Annotated in this window: 13 protein-coding genes; 9 read left to right on the top strand and 4 right to left on the bottom strand. The window is 34.6% G+C overall.

Going from position 1 to position 16,724, the window contains the following annotated elements:
- Window positions 1-98: 98 nt before the first annotated feature.
- On the bottom strand, window positions 99-956 hold the full coding sequence (locus tag CF599_RS09280; protein ID WP_254050268.1) for a carboxymuconolactone decarboxylase family protein: 858 nt from the start codon (window positions 954-956) through the stop codon (window positions 99-101).
- 54 nt (window positions 957-1,010) lie between these two features.
- A complete protein-coding gene (locus CF599_RS09275; protein ID WP_121965757.1) occupies window positions 1,011-1,820 on the bottom strand; it encodes an AraC family transcriptional regulator in 810 nt (269 codons plus the stop codon).
- Between the two features lie 538 nt (window positions 1,821-2,358).
- Between CF599_RS09275 and CF599_RS09270 the strand changes: the two genes are divergently transcribed.
- The 9 genes from CF599_RS09270 (at window position 2,359) to CF599_RS09230 (ending at window position 13,053) form a co-directional block, all read left to right on the top strand.
- Window positions 2,359-3,204: an energy transducer TonB gene (locus tag CF599_RS09270; RefSeq protein ID WP_121965756.1), complete on the top strand. Its 846-nt coding sequence runs from the start codon at window positions 2,359-2,361 to the stop codon at window positions 3,202-3,204.
- Window positions 3,205-3,343: 139 nt separating this feature from the next.
- Window positions 3,344-4,111: a hypothetical protein gene (locus CF599_RS09265; protein ID WP_143824810.1), complete on the top strand. Its 768-nt coding sequence runs from the start codon at window positions 3,344-3,346 to the stop codon at window positions 4,109-4,111.
- Between the two features lie 358 nt (window positions 4,112-4,469).
- A complete protein-coding gene (locus CF599_RS09260) occupies window positions 4,470-5,789 on the top strand; it encodes a Fic family protein (protein WP_121965754.1) in 1,320 nt (439 codons plus the stop codon).
- A 198-nt stretch (window positions 5,790-5,987) separates the two neighbouring features.
- A complete protein-coding gene (locus tag CF599_RS09255; protein ID WP_121965753.1) occupies window positions 5,988-7,055 on the top strand; it encodes an ankyrin repeat domain-containing protein in 1,068 nt (355 codons plus the stop codon).
- Between the two features lie 451 nt (window positions 7,056-7,506).
- Complete coding sequence (locus tag CF599_RS09250; protein ID WP_121965752.1) at window positions 7,507-8,292, top strand: hypothetical protein; 786 nt, start codon at window positions 7,507-7,509, stop codon at window positions 8,290-8,292.
- 18 nt (window positions 8,293-8,310) lie between these two features.
- The gene (locus CF599_RS09245; protein ID WP_121965751.1) at window positions 8,311-9,105 is read left to right on the top strand and encodes a hypothetical protein; all 795 of its coding nucleotides are present in this window, start codon (window positions 8,311-8,313) and stop codon (window positions 9,103-9,105) included.
- A 4-nt stretch (window positions 9,106-9,109) separates the two neighbouring features.
- Entirely contained in the window at window positions 9,110-9,958 is an 849-nt protein-coding gene (locus CF599_RS09240; RefSeq protein ID WP_121965750.1) for a hypothetical protein, read from the top strand.
- A 316-nt stretch (window positions 9,959-10,274) separates the two neighbouring features.
- Complete coding sequence (locus tag CF599_RS09235; RefSeq protein WP_121965749.1) at window positions 10,275-11,612, top strand: NCS2 family permease; 1,338 nt, start codon at window positions 10,275-10,277, stop codon at window positions 11,610-11,612.
- A gap of 484 nt (window positions 11,613-12,096) precedes the next feature.
- A complete protein-coding gene (locus CF599_RS09230; protein WP_121965748.1) occupies window positions 12,097-13,053 on the top strand; it encodes a ketopantoate reductase family protein in 957 nt (318 codons plus the stop codon).
- 486 nt (window positions 13,054-13,539) lie between these two features.
- Here CF599_RS09230 and CF599_RS09225 read toward each other — a convergent pair whose 3' ends face one another.
- Both CF599_RS09225 and CF599_RS09220 read right to left on the bottom strand, forming a co-directional pair.
- On the bottom strand, window positions 13,540-14,748 hold the full coding sequence (locus tag CF599_RS09225) for an erythromycin esterase family protein (protein WP_121965747.1): 1,209 nt from the start codon (window positions 14,746-14,748) through the stop codon (window positions 13,540-13,542).
- A gap of 125 nt (window positions 14,749-14,873) precedes the next feature.
- Window positions 14,874-16,337: an amino acid permease gene (locus tag CF599_RS09220; RefSeq protein ID WP_121965746.1), complete on the bottom strand. Its 1,464-nt coding sequence runs from the start codon at window positions 16,335-16,337 to the stop codon at window positions 14,874-14,876.
- Window positions 16,338-16,724: the final 387 nt, after the last annotated feature.

The raw sequence follows: 16,724 nt of genomic DNA, 5'->3' as shown, positions 1-16,724 counted from the left end.
AATTTTTGTTACATCAGCGATTTATCTTTTTAATAAGCATGAAACTCCCTTTGTTTTGGTGGAAATTAAGATGTGCTTTTTTTCTTAGTTATAAGGTTTTATTGATTGGTACGTTCTTCCACTGCTTCTTTTAAAATAGTCATTCCATTAATGGCATTAGGAAAACCTGAATACACAGTCATTAGTAGCATTATCTCTTTTATTTCATCAACAGTCAATCCAACATTTAAGCCAGCACTGATGTGAAAACGAAGTTGTGCAGGAGCGTTACCTAAAGTAGCCAATGCTGATATTGTGGCTATTTGGCGAGATTTTTTATTGAGATTGTTTCGAGCATAAATATCGGCATATCCATATTCAAGGGTAAACTGTACTAATTCGGGAGAAAAGCTATCGAAATTTTCTCGAAGTATCTGCTCTTGGTTTTTGTTTAATAAGGCTAATTCATCAGAACCTTTACTTAATCTATTTGATAATTCTTCTACTTGAAAAGGAGTACCTTCTTGATCAATTATTCCTTGACTTTTGCGTTCCTCAAGTACCTCTTGCAATATGCCCATTGCACAAATACTTTTTGGAAAACCACAATACACAGACATTTGCAGGATTATCTCTTTAACTTCATTAATTGTATTTTTTGTATTCAATGCCCCGTGAAGATGTACTTTCATTTCGGGGATGGCTCGTTGAGCAATGAGAGAAGAGATTGCGACGATTTCTTTTGATTTATTATCTAGTTTATCAAGGCTGTAAACACTACCAAAAGAGTATTCAATGATGAATCTACCTAAGTCGGGGGAAACATCTTTTAACCCATTGATAACTCTTTCTCCGGCTTCTCCGTCTATTTCCTGTAACTTGTTCCATCCTCGTGTATAACGTTCTGACTTTTCCATTTGTGAATAAACATTTAATACTGACAGTAAAGCCAGTAGAATTAATAATAGTTGTTTCATATCTCTATCTTTTACACAAAGTTAGAATGGAAGAGGAGTGTGATTATAGGACTTTTAGTCTTGATTTCGGTACTTTCTTAGAAAGAGAGAAGGAGATAAATTAGTTTTCTTTTTGAATATTCTCGAGAAGTAAGAGGAGTCAACAAATCCTAGATTATAAGCGACTTCATTGATATTATTTGTTGTGTATATTAATTGACGTTTAGCTTCTGTTATTTTAAGGTCTAATATGAATTGTTTGGCCGAAATACCAGTATGTGTTTTACAAAGGGTGTTTAATTGCTCAGTAGAGATATTTAACTTAGTTGCATATTGTTCAACAGTATATAGACTCTGCTGATTTTTAGCTAGGAGTATCTTTAATTCTGTAAGTTGTGAATTAGCAGTGTTATATTTCAGTTGGTTCTGAGTGATAAATCGCTCTAGTTGTTTGTAAACATATTGAATATCAATAGTCAAGTTACCTGCTTTTTGAAAATTCTCAATTAAATCAAAAAACACAACTTGTAGTAGCTCTTTATATCTGTCTTTTATATCTAAATATAGAGAGATATGGTTTATGTCTAGTTCCTTGCCAAATGCATAATCAATAGTTAAGATATATCCTTTACTATTCTCGGAATAATCCCAATTATGAACTTGCTTTGGACTAATTAAGAATATTCTATCAGGTTTAATCTCATACTCCTCGAAGTCTATAACATAAAATCCACTTCCTTTAGTAAACCAAACCAACGAGAAAAAGGAGTGTCTGTGTGGCCATTCTATATCTGGATCCTCTGTACCTTCAAACGTTCCAACATAATAGGGTACATGTTGAGAAGGCAAGCCTAAAATATCTGATATGGAATATTCTTTTAACATAAGTATCAAAATTACAGAAAATATAAATACATAATAGTCATTATATTAATAAATTAACCACTATGTTGTAAATGATAGTTTCTTTCTGCTAGGTTTCAGTCCGATCCCAGTCACCTTCCCAAAACAGCCCCTCACCGGGAACAAATAGGGAATCTTGGGAAGGAATTGGGAACAAAAGCATTTATAGTACAAACTAAAATGTATGACTTCGTTTTTACTCTCTTTTTTACCCTGTTGGAAAAAGTGTATTGATGTTAGTACTACTTTGGGCTTAGTAGCGAGATTCTAATTATCCCAAAAATCAGGAATATTTGCAAAAGAGAATAGCTTATTATAGTGTTTTTATTAGTATTATTTTAAGAAATATTTTTACTTGAAATAATAATTGTGAAATATTTTCGTTTATAATTTATATATTTGTAATAGAATGTAGTTTAATGTTAATTATTTAATACAGTATGAAAAGAACTGTAGATTGATTTAGTTGTTGGTAGATGAAGATCCAACAGCCAATGTTTAACTTTTAAATGATAAAATTATGGCAAAGAATGATTTGTTTAAAAAAGACTGGTTGGATATTGTTTTTGAGAATCGCAATAAAGCGTATGGTGCTTATAAATTGCGTCAAAACAGTTCATATACCACCATTATTTCCTTAGTGGCAGGAATATTCTTGTTCTGTGCCGTATTTGTTGTCCCTTCGGTTGTTTCTAATCTATTTGCGAGTAATGAGCCAGGAGTAGTGATTATAGATATTCCTGTAGAGCCTACACTTCTAGAGGACGAAGTATTTACTCCTAAAGATGAACCAGAGGTAGAGATACCAGAGGTTAAAGTAGAGACTGCTCTATCTAGAGAAGATGTAGTGAAGTACACTGAACTTGATCCTGCTAAAGCAAACGAGATTACAGAAGAGCCAGCTACTACAGAAGATTTAGCGAATGCGAATCCAGGTTCAGAGAATATAAAGGGAAGCGACGAGGGAACGATCATTATAAATGAGAAACCTGTCGAAAAGCCAGCAGATGTAGTTAAGCCTGAAGCATCAGGTGGTACAGCTGTTAATGATAATAAAGTATATATCGGTGTATCTCATAAAGCAGAACCTTATGGTTCGATGGGGAAATTCAATAGTGAATTTGTCTCTAAATTTAGAGCACCTGATATGGATGCAGGTACAAAAGAAATAAAAGTGATTATGTCATTCATCGTTGAGAAAGATGGTAGTCTGACAGATATTAAAGTGATGAGAGACCCAGGTTTTGGAGCAAGTAAAGAGGCTATCCGTGTATTAAAAACGATGTCTAAGTGGAAACCAGCGATGAACAACGATAAACCAGTTCGTTCTCAGTTTACACTTCCTATCACTATTAGAGTGCAATAAATTTTGTTTTAAATTGTTTTATATCAAGCAGTATCTATACAGAGATACTGCTTTTTTTGTGTAGATATTTGATTTGTATTAGTAAGAGTTGGTTAAATAATAGTAAATTAGAAACACTGTATTTTTAATAATGAGCGGTATGTTATATTATCTAATATTTTTTGTGTTAGTCATTCTTATTGGAATGAATAAGAAATGGAGTTTAAAAACTAAAGTGATTGCTATAGTATCATTTATAGCGGTGTATATCGTGTTTTTTCTGAGCCTGTTAGCGTATACTTTTGATAGAGATTGGCGTCATGAGGCTCCTACCTTAGATGAACAGTATAATGAAATAGATGAACCGTATAATGACCTTGATGATAAGAATCATAATAATGACGTGATATTTGAGGAAGAAAGCGATAAGACTTATTCTGATGCAAATAAACAGACATCGATTAATGGAAACATAGGGGAGAGGATATATGGAGATTTTAATGGGGATGGACAGTATGAGTACGCATATCGCAAACTTGTAAAAGAAGGATATGGTGGTAGTCGTGTGGATGGAGGAGTTCCTGAAGAATATGAAATACAGTTTAGTGATAGTACTATTCGGTCTATACCTGTAGGATGTTGCGGATTCACACTTATGAATAAGGGGGATTTAGATAATGATGGTGCTGATGAGATAATTATTGTTCAAGACCCTCATAATGGTTGCCTTGGGAGGGTGCAAACTTACACGATTAAGAATAATAAGGGAAGCTATTTATTCGAACCTTTCTTCTTGTTTATATGTGATGGAGTAAGTGATGAAGATATGCTTGGATTGATTGTAAAAGAGAATTATACAGTTTATTATTATGAAGTTGATCTTAATGAGCAAAAGAGGGTAAAGAAGAAAGCAGTTTTTATTGAGTAAAATACCAAGCAGTGTTCTCTAAAGGATACTGCTTTTTTTATACAAAAGATTATCGTGTGAAAAATGAGTAAGATGTTCTTGGATAAAGGGTTATCTCAAGTGCGGGCTAAAGCTTTGATAAAATAGATAACCCTTGTATTTGCTGAGTTGATTCAGTGGTGTATCTTTGTGGCATTATAATAAAATACACTTGGTTTAAGGTATAGTGGATTCTTGATGTAGGACTAGTGAGTAAATATATTATATCACTCTGATTTAGTAGTGATTGGTATATGTTAGGAGCTTAGGGGAGATGTGTAAGGAGAGAAAATAAACTGTATTTTAGAGAGAAAGTGTACTGAGAAAAAAGAGGGATTAGATGACTTATACAGAGGTAAAAGTAAAGATAGATGAGCTAAAACAACAAGTTGAGGCACAAGGAAGCTTAAATAATGAGCAGTTAGAGGCTCTACACAAGAAGTTTCGTTTAGAGTGGAACTTTAACGCTAATGCGATGGAGGGAAATATGCTAACTGTAGAAGAAGCAGAGAGTGTATTAAACGGAATCTTAGAGGTGTATCAGAAGTCTTTAAAGGATGTATTAGAGATAAAGAAGCACGATACTGTTATACGCGAGATATTGCGTGTAGGGAAGATGGAATTAAAGCTATCTGAAAAGGCAATCAAAGACATCCACGCGAAGGTTATTTATGAGGAAGAAGCAGATAAGACGTTACAATTAGGACAGTATAAACTAGAAGCCAACGAGTTTATCAACTATAGAGGTGAAAAGCATATATTCGTTAGCCCTGAAGAAGTTCAGAAGCAAATAAAGGAATTACTTACTCGTACTAACGAGGCTATCGCTTTCGTACAGCGTGGTAAGAAGTATGCTCCACACTCTTTAGACGTGGCGCTAAACTTCCTTATTGATTATATGAACATTCATCCGTTTACTCAAGGCAGTGAGCGTGTTGGGTTTATATTGACTAATCAAATATTGGTAGCTTTAGGATACACTCCGTTTTGGATTACGGATGAAGAGAATGAGGGGTACTATCACGGTTTAGTTGATATCCTATGTTATGAGGGAAGTAAAGAACCATTATTTAAGCATATCAGTGAGTTAGTATTGCGTTCTCAACAGATGGTGAACGATGTAACTGCGGGCAAATCTATAGATGCTGAAGGAGATATTCTAAACCAAATAGAGTTGCTTAAAAAAGCACTAAAAGCAAAAGACGAAGAGCAGTTAAAGAAAGTGAAATCAGCGGAGGTAATTACTGCATTATACAGTGATTCTCTAAAAGCAATGTATCTAGAGGTAGACCAAAAAATAAAGGGAAGCTTCAAAGATTTGTTTGGAGAGATTACCACTACTTATATTAATGTAAGTGTACAGGAGGAGTCAGAAGTACTTCAACAGGAGATTCTATTAGATGCGGAAGACATCTCATGGAATGACGTAGATGGTATCTTATCGACTACATCTCTACACGGATTTAAACTAACTAATGAGGCAGAAGCGATCACTATCGAATTGAATTGTGAGTTCTTAGAAGCGGAGTTCATTGTAGATCTAGGAGATGGCTATGTGATTAGTAAAACATACGAGCAAGGTCTAGATGCAGAAGAAATAAAAGAAGTCGCTAATCATATCTGTGGACAGATTATTAAGAATATTAAAGAATTAAAGTAATATTAGTCTGATTCAATTATATAAGCCGAGGTATTTAGATACTTCGGCTTTTTTTGTTATAATATAGACAGGCACCTTGTATTATTTTTTTAATAAATAGTTCCTATGTTGAGAATTTTATTATCTTTAGTTAATAAATGTGTCTATTTAGAACTAGAAGGTATTATTACGTGATGATAAAATAAACTGTGTAACAAAATGGCAAAGAAAAAGAAAACCCTACCGAAGAACTTTCAAGAGTTAATAGATAGCAACGATATCACTGCGCTTAAAGCAGTATTTGATACATGTGAGATAGATGCTAGAGGTGGCTATGGCAAGACTACAGCACTTAGTTTCTATGGAATATCTGAAGAGTTCGTGAGATGGTTAGTGAAGAAAGGGGCAGATATAGACGCTGTGGATAGTTATAATCGCACAGCTCTTCATAGTCACACAGGATTGCGTAGAGATAGTAATATAGCTGTATTTATAGCCTTAGGAGCAGATGTTAATGCTGTAGATAGTTATGGTTCTACACCTTTACACTTCGCAGCAGGACACGGGTTTAATGCAGGGGCAGTGGAGTTATTGATAGAAGCAGGAGCATCAGTTAATGTGCTAAATTCATATAAAGAAACTCCGCTCAATGGAGCACTTAAGCGTGCACAGAATATTGATCTAGTTAATTTAGTCGCGGTATCAAAGGTGCTTTTGCCATTGACTAAAGAGATTACATTAAGTATGCGTGATGATATCACTCGCATAGGAGAAAACTTTGAGTTTCACAGAGAGAATTTTAATCCAGATTATTTAGAAGAGAGTGATAAGGCTCTAAGTGAGTTATATCAACTATATGAAGTTACCCCTGTTAAGAAGCGGATTACTCATGATGGAGTTTCTAAAATAGAAGTAAATGGAACCGTTTGGGAGGAGCAGTATGAGGAACTATGGGAACTATTAGTTCCATCTAAAGGGAGTGCCAAGACGGTACAAGGAGAAGTTGTCCGTATCACAGGTAAAGTGAGAGACGAGATTTATAGAAATGGTGGTGGTAACTGGGATGCGAACTTTAAGAAGATGCTAGATGCTTATTTAGCTTATCTTTCAACAGAAGTTTCTCTTAGTGAACGCGACTTAGCAAGTATAACACCGATGGTCGCAGGGATTCGCAAGTATGGAAATGGTGAAACGAGGGAACTTAACTACCTATGTGAACTAGCGAATAAATGGGTACTTAAGAACCCAATACCTATACCTTTAGGAGAGGTAAAATATAAGAGATAAACAAAAAAAGAGAACGAAAGTTCTCTTTTTTTGTTATTAATAGGTATGCTTTTTTTATCAAGACAAGCTTCCTCACTAGTCAAATACTACAATGCAATTCTACTTCATTAGTTCTAAAACTATACTATGCTTCTATCATTAACTCAGAGTTATTTTGCATAATGGCTTTTCGTTTATATGTCTATCACGTATTCTAAGTCTAATTTTTATTAGAAAATAGATTGGTATGATGGTAGTTAATAATTGATTTAATATTTAGTTAAAAAGACATTAAATGTTTGTTTTGTTTTATTGCTATAACCATTTTGTTAAAATACTGTTGATTATTCTGATGTGTCTTGCGTTTTTTAATATTATTTACAAATTCACTTAATTGTGGTTTGATATGTGTGTTTTTTTTGTTAAATTTGTTTTTAATGTTCGGTTTTTAACAGAATTATAAAATATTGCTATGAGAATATTATTATTTACTTTTTTATTAATCAGTACATCTGTATTCAGTCAAGTGAGTGTAGGTGTTAAATTACCTAATAAAAATACAGATTTAACATTAGGGTCAGAGAATAAGGGGATGGTTCCTAATAGGGTGAAATTACAAGATGTATTATCTGCGGCTCCTCTAAAAAAGGAAAACATGGTTGCAGGTACATTAGTGTATAACACTACTGTAGACCCAACTAAGAACCTAGTAGAGGGATACTATTTTTGGCACTCTAGTAACGGCTGGTCTCGTTTATACATTAAATATGTTCCTACGCGAGATATGAACTTCCTTGCGTTTAAGAAAACAACTAAGGAATATCTCTTACCAGATTACGATATTAAGGTACCAATAGACGAGTTAAATTATGTATATAAGGCTGAAGAGAATGGTACACTTTTTTTAGATCTAAGTATATATAGTACTATGGTAGGAGGATCTGTAGTTATTGCGGGTAATACCTATTTGTTTACTAATATAGTAGATGAGACAGGGACTGAGGTGTTTAACGGTGTTACTACAATGTCTCCTTTTGTTGCTACTGTAAATGAACCAGGCAAAATAACTGTAGGGATTTCTAACTTTTCTATCCCTGTAGTGAAAGGAAAAACATATAATATAAGTCATATAGGCGAAGAGTATTGGGCTGGGAATGATTACAAAGTTGCAAAACCTACGATAGGCACACTTAGTATTGGAGATAAAAAAGTATATTCATCTATGAAGGTTACTTTCTTATCAGAATTAAGTTTATAATATAAAAAGAGAATTGATATGAGATTGTATAAATATATATTGTTTTATTGTTTTATGAGTGTTTCTCTCTTTGCACAGCAGGGGATAAACACTACTTTACTTAACCCTAATGCGGAGTTAACTTTAGGCTCTACAGATAAAGGGATGTTATTTAATCGAGTGAAACTAGTTAGTTTGAATTCGCCTAAACCGTTATCAGATACTAGTCTAGATGTAGGTGTAACGGTGTATAATACTAATGTGACAGGTGATCTTACAGAAGGGATTTATTTTTGGTCTAGTGAAAAAAAGTGGAGTAAAATTTATTCTAAAAAGACACCTACACGTCTTACTAACCTAGTAGGATACTTTAGGACAAAATCAAGTATAGAAATTCCATATCAGCAAAGTGTGCAAATGAAGGATCTAGATTTTGAATATACTGCTTTAGAAGATGGAGTTTTGTTTTTAGAATATTTAATTGTAGCCTATGTTACTTATCAACCAGGTAATGCTACTTTACAAGGGGCTACAGATGCACTCTTCGAGACTATAATCACTGACTCTACTAAAAAAGAGATTTCTAGAGAGTATTGTGCCGTTTCTCCTTATATGGTTGTGCCTGGTGATGGAAACAAAGCTGTGACTGCCGTAGGTATATATTATGTTAATGTAAAGAGAGGGGAGAAATATACGATTAATACTTTTGCTAGTAATGTTTATGCTGGACCAAATGCTAATAAATTTAAGAATATGGTAGGTAACCTTGTTGGTCCAAATAGTAATTATCAATCGTCTTTAAAGGTTACGTTTTTGTCAGAACTTACGAATTAAAATTATGAAAAAGGAAATAGTAAAAAGGATTTGTCATGTCCTAACAGTAATGATTACATTATTCAATGTTTGTATGACTAATGCACAAGTAGGGTTGGGTAATGCTGTACTACCTATTAAAGAGGCGGATCTGACCTTAGAGTCTGACAATAAAGGATTATTAATAAATAGAGTGAAGTTGGTAAGTATGACCTCTGCTGCACCATTAGATCCTGCACATATGGAGGCTGGGATGATAGTTTATAATACAGTTGAAACAGGAGATTTAAGAGAGGGGTTTCACTATTGGACCAGTGAGAATAGATGGATGCGTATGTATGTAAAAACCTCACCTAGTAGAGATATGCAATTTGTAACTTTTAAACTGACTAATAAGCAATATGATTTACAAAGTAAAACTACCACTCCTACAGTAGTGAATATGACAGAATTTGATTATGACTATGTAGCAGATAGAGATGGATTGTTATTTTTAGAGTTCGTTATTTATGGTGATATGGGTAGTAGTGAGAGAGCAGCTGCTAATATAATATGTACAACTGAAGTTACTGATAATACTGGAACTGTTGTTTTTACGGGTTATACTGTGCACTCACCATTATTAGTTACAGGTTCGGGATATAACTCTAGTGTAGGTATTTCTAATTTTAGCATAGATGTTAAAAAAGGCAAAACATATAAGATTCGAACGAAAGCTACGGAGACGAATTATCCTGGTAAACAATATCATGAAACTTTAAATGGAGGAAGTAAATGGCTCTACTTTGAACCTAGGGTAGGAGATTTTGATTGGGCTCCGATTATGGCTCACTCTTCTATGAAGGTCACCTTTATGACTGAACCAATTTTATAAGTATTGGTTTGTTATTCACTAATAGAAGTGTTTTGATATAGAAATATTTATAACGAACTAAACCGAGTCTGTATAGTCTCGGTTTTTTTGTGGTTTTAGTTTTTAGCTGATAAAAGATTTGTCTATTTAAACTAGCAAATAAATGGGTACTGAAGAACCCAATGCCTATACCTTTAGGAGAAGTGAAGTATAAGAGGTAGTATTATATAAAAGGGAGCTAAGGTTCTATTTCCTTATTGTTTGTTTCTTGTCTATTATTATGCATACTTAACTAAAATCTTCTTATTTTTGCGTGCTTTAAAGCAACAACAACACAATGAAGAATTTTCTTGAATGCTACTTCCAGTTGAGTAGCAATGGTACTACTATTAAACGTGAGTTTATAGCGGGTATCATCACGTTTCTTACTATGTCTTATATCTTAGTAGTGAATCCTAATATACTTGCAGATGCAGGTATGGATAGAGAAGCGTTATTTACTACAACTGCCTTAGCTACGATCGTAGCCACTTTACTTATGGGCTTTTATGCTAAGTTACCTATCGCACAAGCTCCAGGGATGGGGTTAAATAGTTTCTTTGCTTATTCGGTAGTATTGACTTTAGGATATACGTGGCAGTTCGCATTGACTGCAGTATTTATAGAGGGAATCATCTTTTTATTATTGACATTCTTTAATGTACGTGAGTTGATTGTCAGAAGTATCCCTAAGGTACTTAAAGAAGCGATACCTGCAGGGATAGGGCTATTCATTACCCTTATCGGGCTGAAGAGTGCGGGAGTAGTAGTATCGGATCCTAATACCCTAGTGAGGTTAGGAGATTTCGGTCAGCATACCGTATGGATGACTTTAATAGGACTTGTAGTGACAGGGATCTTGTTAATCCGCAATGTGAATGGAGCTATTCTATTTGGTATTCTGAGCGCTACGATATTTGGTTTAATCTTAGGTGATGTAGCCTTGCCAACGAGCATTGTAGCTTTACCCCCCTCAATAGAACCTATCTTTGGAGAAGCGATTAAACCGATGTTTACAGCAGAGGGATGGAATCAAATCCTTTCTATAGATATGATAGTCGTAGTATTTACTTTCTTGTTTGTCAACTTATTTGATACAGTAGGTACTTTGATCGGTGTTATTTCTAAAACAAACTTAGCTGATAAAGATGGCAACTTCCCACAAATGAAAAAAGCCTTATTCACAGATGCAATGGGAACTACTGTAGGATCTATCTTAGGAACTAGCTCTGTGACTTCTTATGTAGAGAGCGCATCGGGAGTAGCCTCAGGTGGACGCACAGGATTAACAGCTGTAAGTGTAGCCTTGATGTTTGGGTTAGCGTTATTCTTAGGGCCTGTCTTTTTGATTATACCAGCAGCAGCTACAGCACCAGCATTGATTGTGGTTGGGTTATTTATGATTTCATCGGTTACTAGAATCAACTTTGACAAGCTGTCTGATGGACTACCTGCATTCTTGACTATTGTTTTTATGCCGTTTACGTACAGTATAGCGGAGGGAATCGTATTCGGTATCTTGAGCTACACAATCCTTAAAATAGGAGCAAAGGAACACAAAGATATCACACCTACAGTATATGTATTGTCTATATTATTCTTATTGAAGATAGTATTAGACGTGGTAGTGAAATAAGTTTTTTTGTTTTTTTGTGATGTTGGTTTTTTGTTCAAGAGAACTATCTTTTACAAGTGAATTTAACCAAAGAAAGAGTGATGTCGGTTTTTTGTTTAAGATAATCATCTTTTACAAGTGAATTTAATCACAGAACAACAAAATCACAACATTACAACATCACAACCTCACAACCTCACAACATCACAACATCACAACATCACAACATCACGACATCACAACCTCACGACATCACAACGTTACAACTTTACAAAATAACAATAAAAGCCGTTGCCTTAGGGGAGCGGCTTTTATTGTTTAGTTCTTTTGTCTTCTCATTTAATTAAATTACCTTTCAAATTGAAAGCGTGATTTCGGTTTTTGTGATTTTGTTTTTTCGTTCTATATAACTGTTTTTTAAAAGTGAATACAATCACAGAACAACAAAATCACGACATCACAATATCACGACATCACAACATCACAGAAAAACAATAGAGAAACAATGAAAAATAAGAAGAGAATAACAATAGTAGGACTTGGAGGTGTAGGAGGATTCTATGGAGGATTACTAGCAAATAAATATCAAGATAGTCAGGATATAGAAGTATGTTTCGTAGCAAGAGGTAAGCACCTTGATGCTGTTAAAGAAAAGGGATTAACGGTACTTTCAAAAGACAGTGAAGTAGTAGGGCATCCTGCTTTAGCTACTTCTAGTTGGAGTGATATTAAGCATACAGATTATATCATCATCGCCACTAAAGGATATGACTTATCTCAGACCATAGCTGAAATGAAGGGATGTGTAGGAGAACATACAGTGATTATCCCTTTGCTAAATGGGGTAGAAGCGTTTGAGCAATTAAGAGATACTTTCGGAGAGGCTCGCGTATGGCAAGGCTGTACTTATATGGTTTCTCGCTTAAAAGAGGCAGGAGTGATTGACAACCCTAGTGGAAGACAACGCATCCTTTTTGGACGTGATGGAATGGTTACTGCAGAAATGAAAGACTTTGAGGCTATCCTAACAGAAGCTGGTATAAATGCAGAAGCTACTTCTGAAATCTCAAGAGAGGTATGGGAGAAGTATATCTTAGTATCTACATCAGCGATGGCAACTGCTTATTATAACAGTACTTTCGGTGGTGTGATGGAACATCATCCTGCGGAAATGACACAGCTGTTAGAAGAGGCTTCGGCTATAGGCAAGAAGAAAGGTGTAGCATTATCAGCTGATATCGTAAGTGTTATTACAGAGCGATTAAAAGCGATTCCGTATGAATCAACTACTTCGATGCACAGTGACTTTACAGCCCTTAAAGAGCACAATGAACTAGGTATTATGGGTGGGTATATGGTAAGACAGGGTATCCTCTTAGGTGTAGAAACACCGATGTATAAACAGATGTGTAACCATCTAGTAGTACATACAGGGGAGGGCTACGCTTTAATTAGGAATTAATAATTAGGAATTGTTTGCCTACGGCATTAGGGGACGTAGAGAATGATAAATGATATCATCGTTTGTTCGCAATCTATATCCATAGCGGTACGGGTGTATTACTATATATCCACAAAAAACATCATTTGATGTTTTATTAATAATGATGATATCGTTTGTTCGCAATCTATATCCACAATCGTAGGGATGATTACATACATCCACATAAAACATCTTTAGATGTTTTATTAGTAATAATGATAAATGATGACATCGTTTGTTTACAATCTATATCCATAGCGGTACGGGTGTATTACTATACACCCCACAAACCATATCCACAATCTATGTGGTGTATAAAACAGCACGTTCAAAAAACATCTAAAAGATGTTTTATGTGGGCGTATAGTAATACGCCCCTACCATCGTGGCTACTGTGTGGAAATGCGTTGAATGCACCAAGATATATCAACAAAAAAAGCGTGAGTTGTCATAACTCACGCTTTTCTATTTTGATTGCTGTTTCTCTAAGATTAGTTGGTCATACTTTATATAGCTTACTTTTTCTGCTTCACTGATAAAAATCATAGCATCAAAGTTCTGAAATATTCCTTGTTTTTTTGAATCCCAAGAGACTTGAAAAGGAGTGAAAGTCATATCTTTTTTGTAATTCTTATATGTGTAGCTAGTGGTGTTTTTAAACAAGCTAACAATGTCTAAGAAATAGTTTGATTCCGTAGAAGGAAGTATTGAGATTAGATGTTCTTTATCACTATGTGCTTTTTGGACTGACTTTTCATTCTTGTAAAACAAAGGATAAGAAGATATTGCAATATGATAAGTTGTATTAGGATTTTTCTTTATAAACTCGTTTCCACATTTTAAGGCACCTTCGTTTATTTTGGACATATGTGCATTGGCAAGCCAAACTACAAACTTCTTTTCAGGGTTATTCTTAACTATAAAGTCTAGATTACTTGCCATTTGTATATCTCTATCGATATTCAGACTATACTTTTTATCGTGAGCTCTATTGTAATACATATTTGCGGCACTGATGTAACTTTCTAATATTTGTTTCCATTCTTTTTGAGCAATTATACTTTCGTTTGTAAGTAATTTGGAGATGTATTGATTTAGATATTCGATATCATTAGAAGTTAGTTTGTTGCCGTTATTAAACCCGTTATTAAGGACTACTTCTTTTGATAGACTAATAAATCTGTCTTCAAGTATTATGTCTAAAGTACTCAAATATTCCTGTAACATAGGAATGAAGTGTGTGTAAGAATCTTTTGTATGCAACTTATTATCCATCCCGTATATCGTTACATTATTATCTTTCATAAACGTTGCCATTTCCCATATTTGATCTGAATATCTCCACATTTTATAAAGTGAGTTATCACTGTGAATAAAAGATAAAGCAAAGAAGTCTGCTTCAAAAACTACATCTTTATAACTTAGTTCAAGCACTAAATATTTGAGTATTTCGAACTTTGTTTTTAGATCAGAACCGTATTGGTGGTCAGCTTCTCCTAAGAAAATTGTTTTATTTCCATTTACGTTTTTAGCTATAATTTCTTTTACTTGAGGTGTCAATAACTCTTCATTTATTGTATTAAGCGGATGTAAATCTTTGTCTAGTTGAGCAAAACAAGTTAATTGGAATACTAAAGTGAAGAGAATAGTATAAATAGTTGGTTTGGTTGTCATTGTATAAGGTGGTTTAAGTAGATAACGTTCTTAGAAGAGATATTAGTATCAACAAAAAAAGCGTGAGTCATAACTTACGCTTTTTTCGTTTCCTGTTTCCTGTTACCTGTTACCTATTAAAGGTATTATCTTTTTAAATCCACATCTTTAAGCGGGATTAACTTTGTTTTAAATTTAAGCTTGTGGTATAAGTAGAATGCTAGGAAGAAAGGTATCCCCATATAGGTGATTAGCATTCCTCTCCAGTCAAATACTCCTTCCATAATAAGTTTAGAATCTTGTCCGATGATCACTAGAATACACAGAAATAAGGCAAATAATGGTCCAAACGGAAACCACTTAGCTTTGTATATCAAGGCATCTAAACTCTTGTTTTGAGCGTGGAATGCTCTTCTAAATCTATAGTGACTAATCGCAATACCTAGCCAAGCAATGAATCCTGTTAGTCCAGAGGCTGCTAGAATAAAGTCAACAGCATTAGGGTGGGTAGACTGTACAGCAAATATTAGTAATACCACTATTCCTGTAGCGACTAATGCGATTAGAGGTACTCCGTTTTTATTTGTTCCTCCGAATGCTTTATGTGCCATTCCGTCTTTTCCCATTGCGTATAACATACGAGTAGAGGCATATAATCCTGAGTTACCCGCTGATAGGATAGAAGTAAGGATTACGGCATTCATTACAGCTGCAGCAAAGGCTAAGTGTGCTTTCTCAAATACTAAGGTAAAAGGTGATTTAGCTACTTCTGAGATATCTGCTCCTAAAAGAGAAGGGCTAGTGTACGGGATGATTAACCCGATCACGAAGATTGCTAAAATATAGAATACTAAGATTCTCCAGAATACTTGTTTGATTGCTTTAGGAATGTTTTTCTCAGGGTTTTCTGATTCACCTGCAGTGATACCGATTAGTTCAGTTCCTTGAAACGAGAAACCTGCGATTAGAAATACCCCTAGTACACTTAGGAACTTACCTGAGAATCCACCACCTAATATAGGCGCATCTCCTAGTGTGAAGTTCTTAAATCCGATGTATTCACCACCTAATATTCCGAATATAGTTAGAAGTCCGATCCCTAAGAATAAGACTACAGTTACTACTTTTATAATAGCGAACCAATATTCTGACTCTCCATAAGCTTTAACTGATAGACAATTTAGCCCAAATATGATAATAAAGAAGAGTAAGCTCCATCCCCACGGTGGTAAGAATCCTAGTGGTTCCCAATATGAGATAACTACTGCGGCGATAGATACGTCTACTGCTACGGTAATAACCCAGTTAAACCAATAGTTCCATCCTAAGGCAAAACCTAATGATGGATCAACAAATCGTGCAGCGTAAGTACTGAATGATCCTGATACAGGTAGGTATGTCGCCATCTCACCTAAAGAGGTCATTAAGAAGTATACCATTAGACCGATCATCGCATAAGCTAGAAGTGCTCCACCAGGACCAGCCTGATGTATGGCTTCTCCACTTGCCATAAATAACCCTGTTCCGATACACCCTCCGATGGCGATCATAGATAGGTGTCTTGCTTTAAGTCCTCGTACTACTTCTTGATTCTTATTCTGATTTTCCATTGTTACTATTTGTTGCAAAAGTATTAAACGCAGTATGTAATATCTAATTAATCGGCGATTAATTTAAATTAAAGATAACAAAATAAGTGAAACTTTACATCTTAAATATTATTTTAAGCTAAATAAAATGTAATAATCAGAATTTAATATAGGTTGAAATGTAGTGTGCCAAATAATATTCTACGAAAAACACAAGGTTTCGAATATTATTAGATTGATAAAAAAAGTTGTTTTTTGGAGAATTCACTGCGTATGTTACTTAAGCTTACTTGTGAATTCCCAAGAGAGACGCTATGTATTTAAGGGGAACTCTATTTAGCAAGTGTAGTTTGCTTATCTTGGTTGATATAACTTTACAAATTCTCAGTTTAAATTTGTAGATTGCAG

The sequence above is a fragment of the Myroides sp. N17-2 genome (assembly GCF_002286775.1).
In the GTDB taxonomy this organism is placed as follows: Bacteria; Bacteroidota; Bacteroidia; order Flavobacteriales; family Flavobacteriaceae; genus Flavobacterium.
The sequence above is the reverse complement of the archived record's forward strand: the minus strand, read 5'-3'. Positions and strand labels throughout refer to the sequence as shown.

Coding starts and splice junctions, on each gene's coding strand:
- CF599_RS09280 (WP_254050268.1), bottom strand. CDS start 956: ATGAAACAACTATTATTAATTCTACTGGCTTTACTGTCAGTATTAAAT.
- CF599_RS09275 (WP_121965757.1), bottom strand. CDS start 1,820: ATGTTAAAAGAATATTCCATATCAGATATTTTAGGCTTGCCTTCTCAA.
- CF599_RS09270 (WP_121965756.1), top strand. CDS start 2,359: ATGGCAAAGAATGATTTGTTTAAAAAAGACTGGTTGGATATTGTTTTT.
- CF599_RS09265 (WP_143824810.1), top strand. CDS start 3,344: ATGTTATATTATCTAATATTTTTTGTGTTAGTCATTCTTATTGGAATG.
- CF599_RS09260 (WP_121965754.1), top strand. CDS start 4,470: ATGACTTATACAGAGGTAAAAGTAAAGATAGATGAGCTAAAACAACAA.
- CF599_RS09255 (WP_121965753.1), top strand. CDS start 5,988: ATGGCAAAGAAAAAGAAAACCCTACCGAAGAACTTTCAAGAGTTAATA.
- CF599_RS09250 (WP_121965752.1), top strand. CDS start 7,507: ATGAGAATATTATTATTTACTTTTTTATTAATCAGTACATCTGTATTC.
- CF599_RS09245 (WP_121965751.1), top strand. CDS start 8,311: ATGAGATTGTATAAATATATATTGTTTTATTGTTTTATGAGTGTTTCT.
- CF599_RS09240 (WP_121965750.1), top strand. CDS start 9,110: ATGAAAAAGGAAATAGTAAAAAGGATTTGTCATGTCCTAACAGTAATG.
- CF599_RS09235 (WP_121965749.1), top strand. CDS start 10,275: ATGAAGAATTTTCTTGAATGCTACTTCCAGTTGAGTAGCAATGGTACT.
- CF599_RS09230 (WP_121965748.1), top strand. CDS start 12,097: ATGAAAAATAAGAAGAGAATAACAATAGTAGGACTTGGAGGTGTAGGA.
- CF599_RS09225 (WP_121965747.1), bottom strand. CDS start 14,748: ATGACAACCAAACCAACTATTTATACTATTCTCTTCACTTTAGTATTC.
- CF599_RS09220 (WP_121965746.1), bottom strand. CDS start 16,337: ATGGAAAATCAGAATAAGAATCAAGAAGTAGTACGAGGACTTAAAGCA.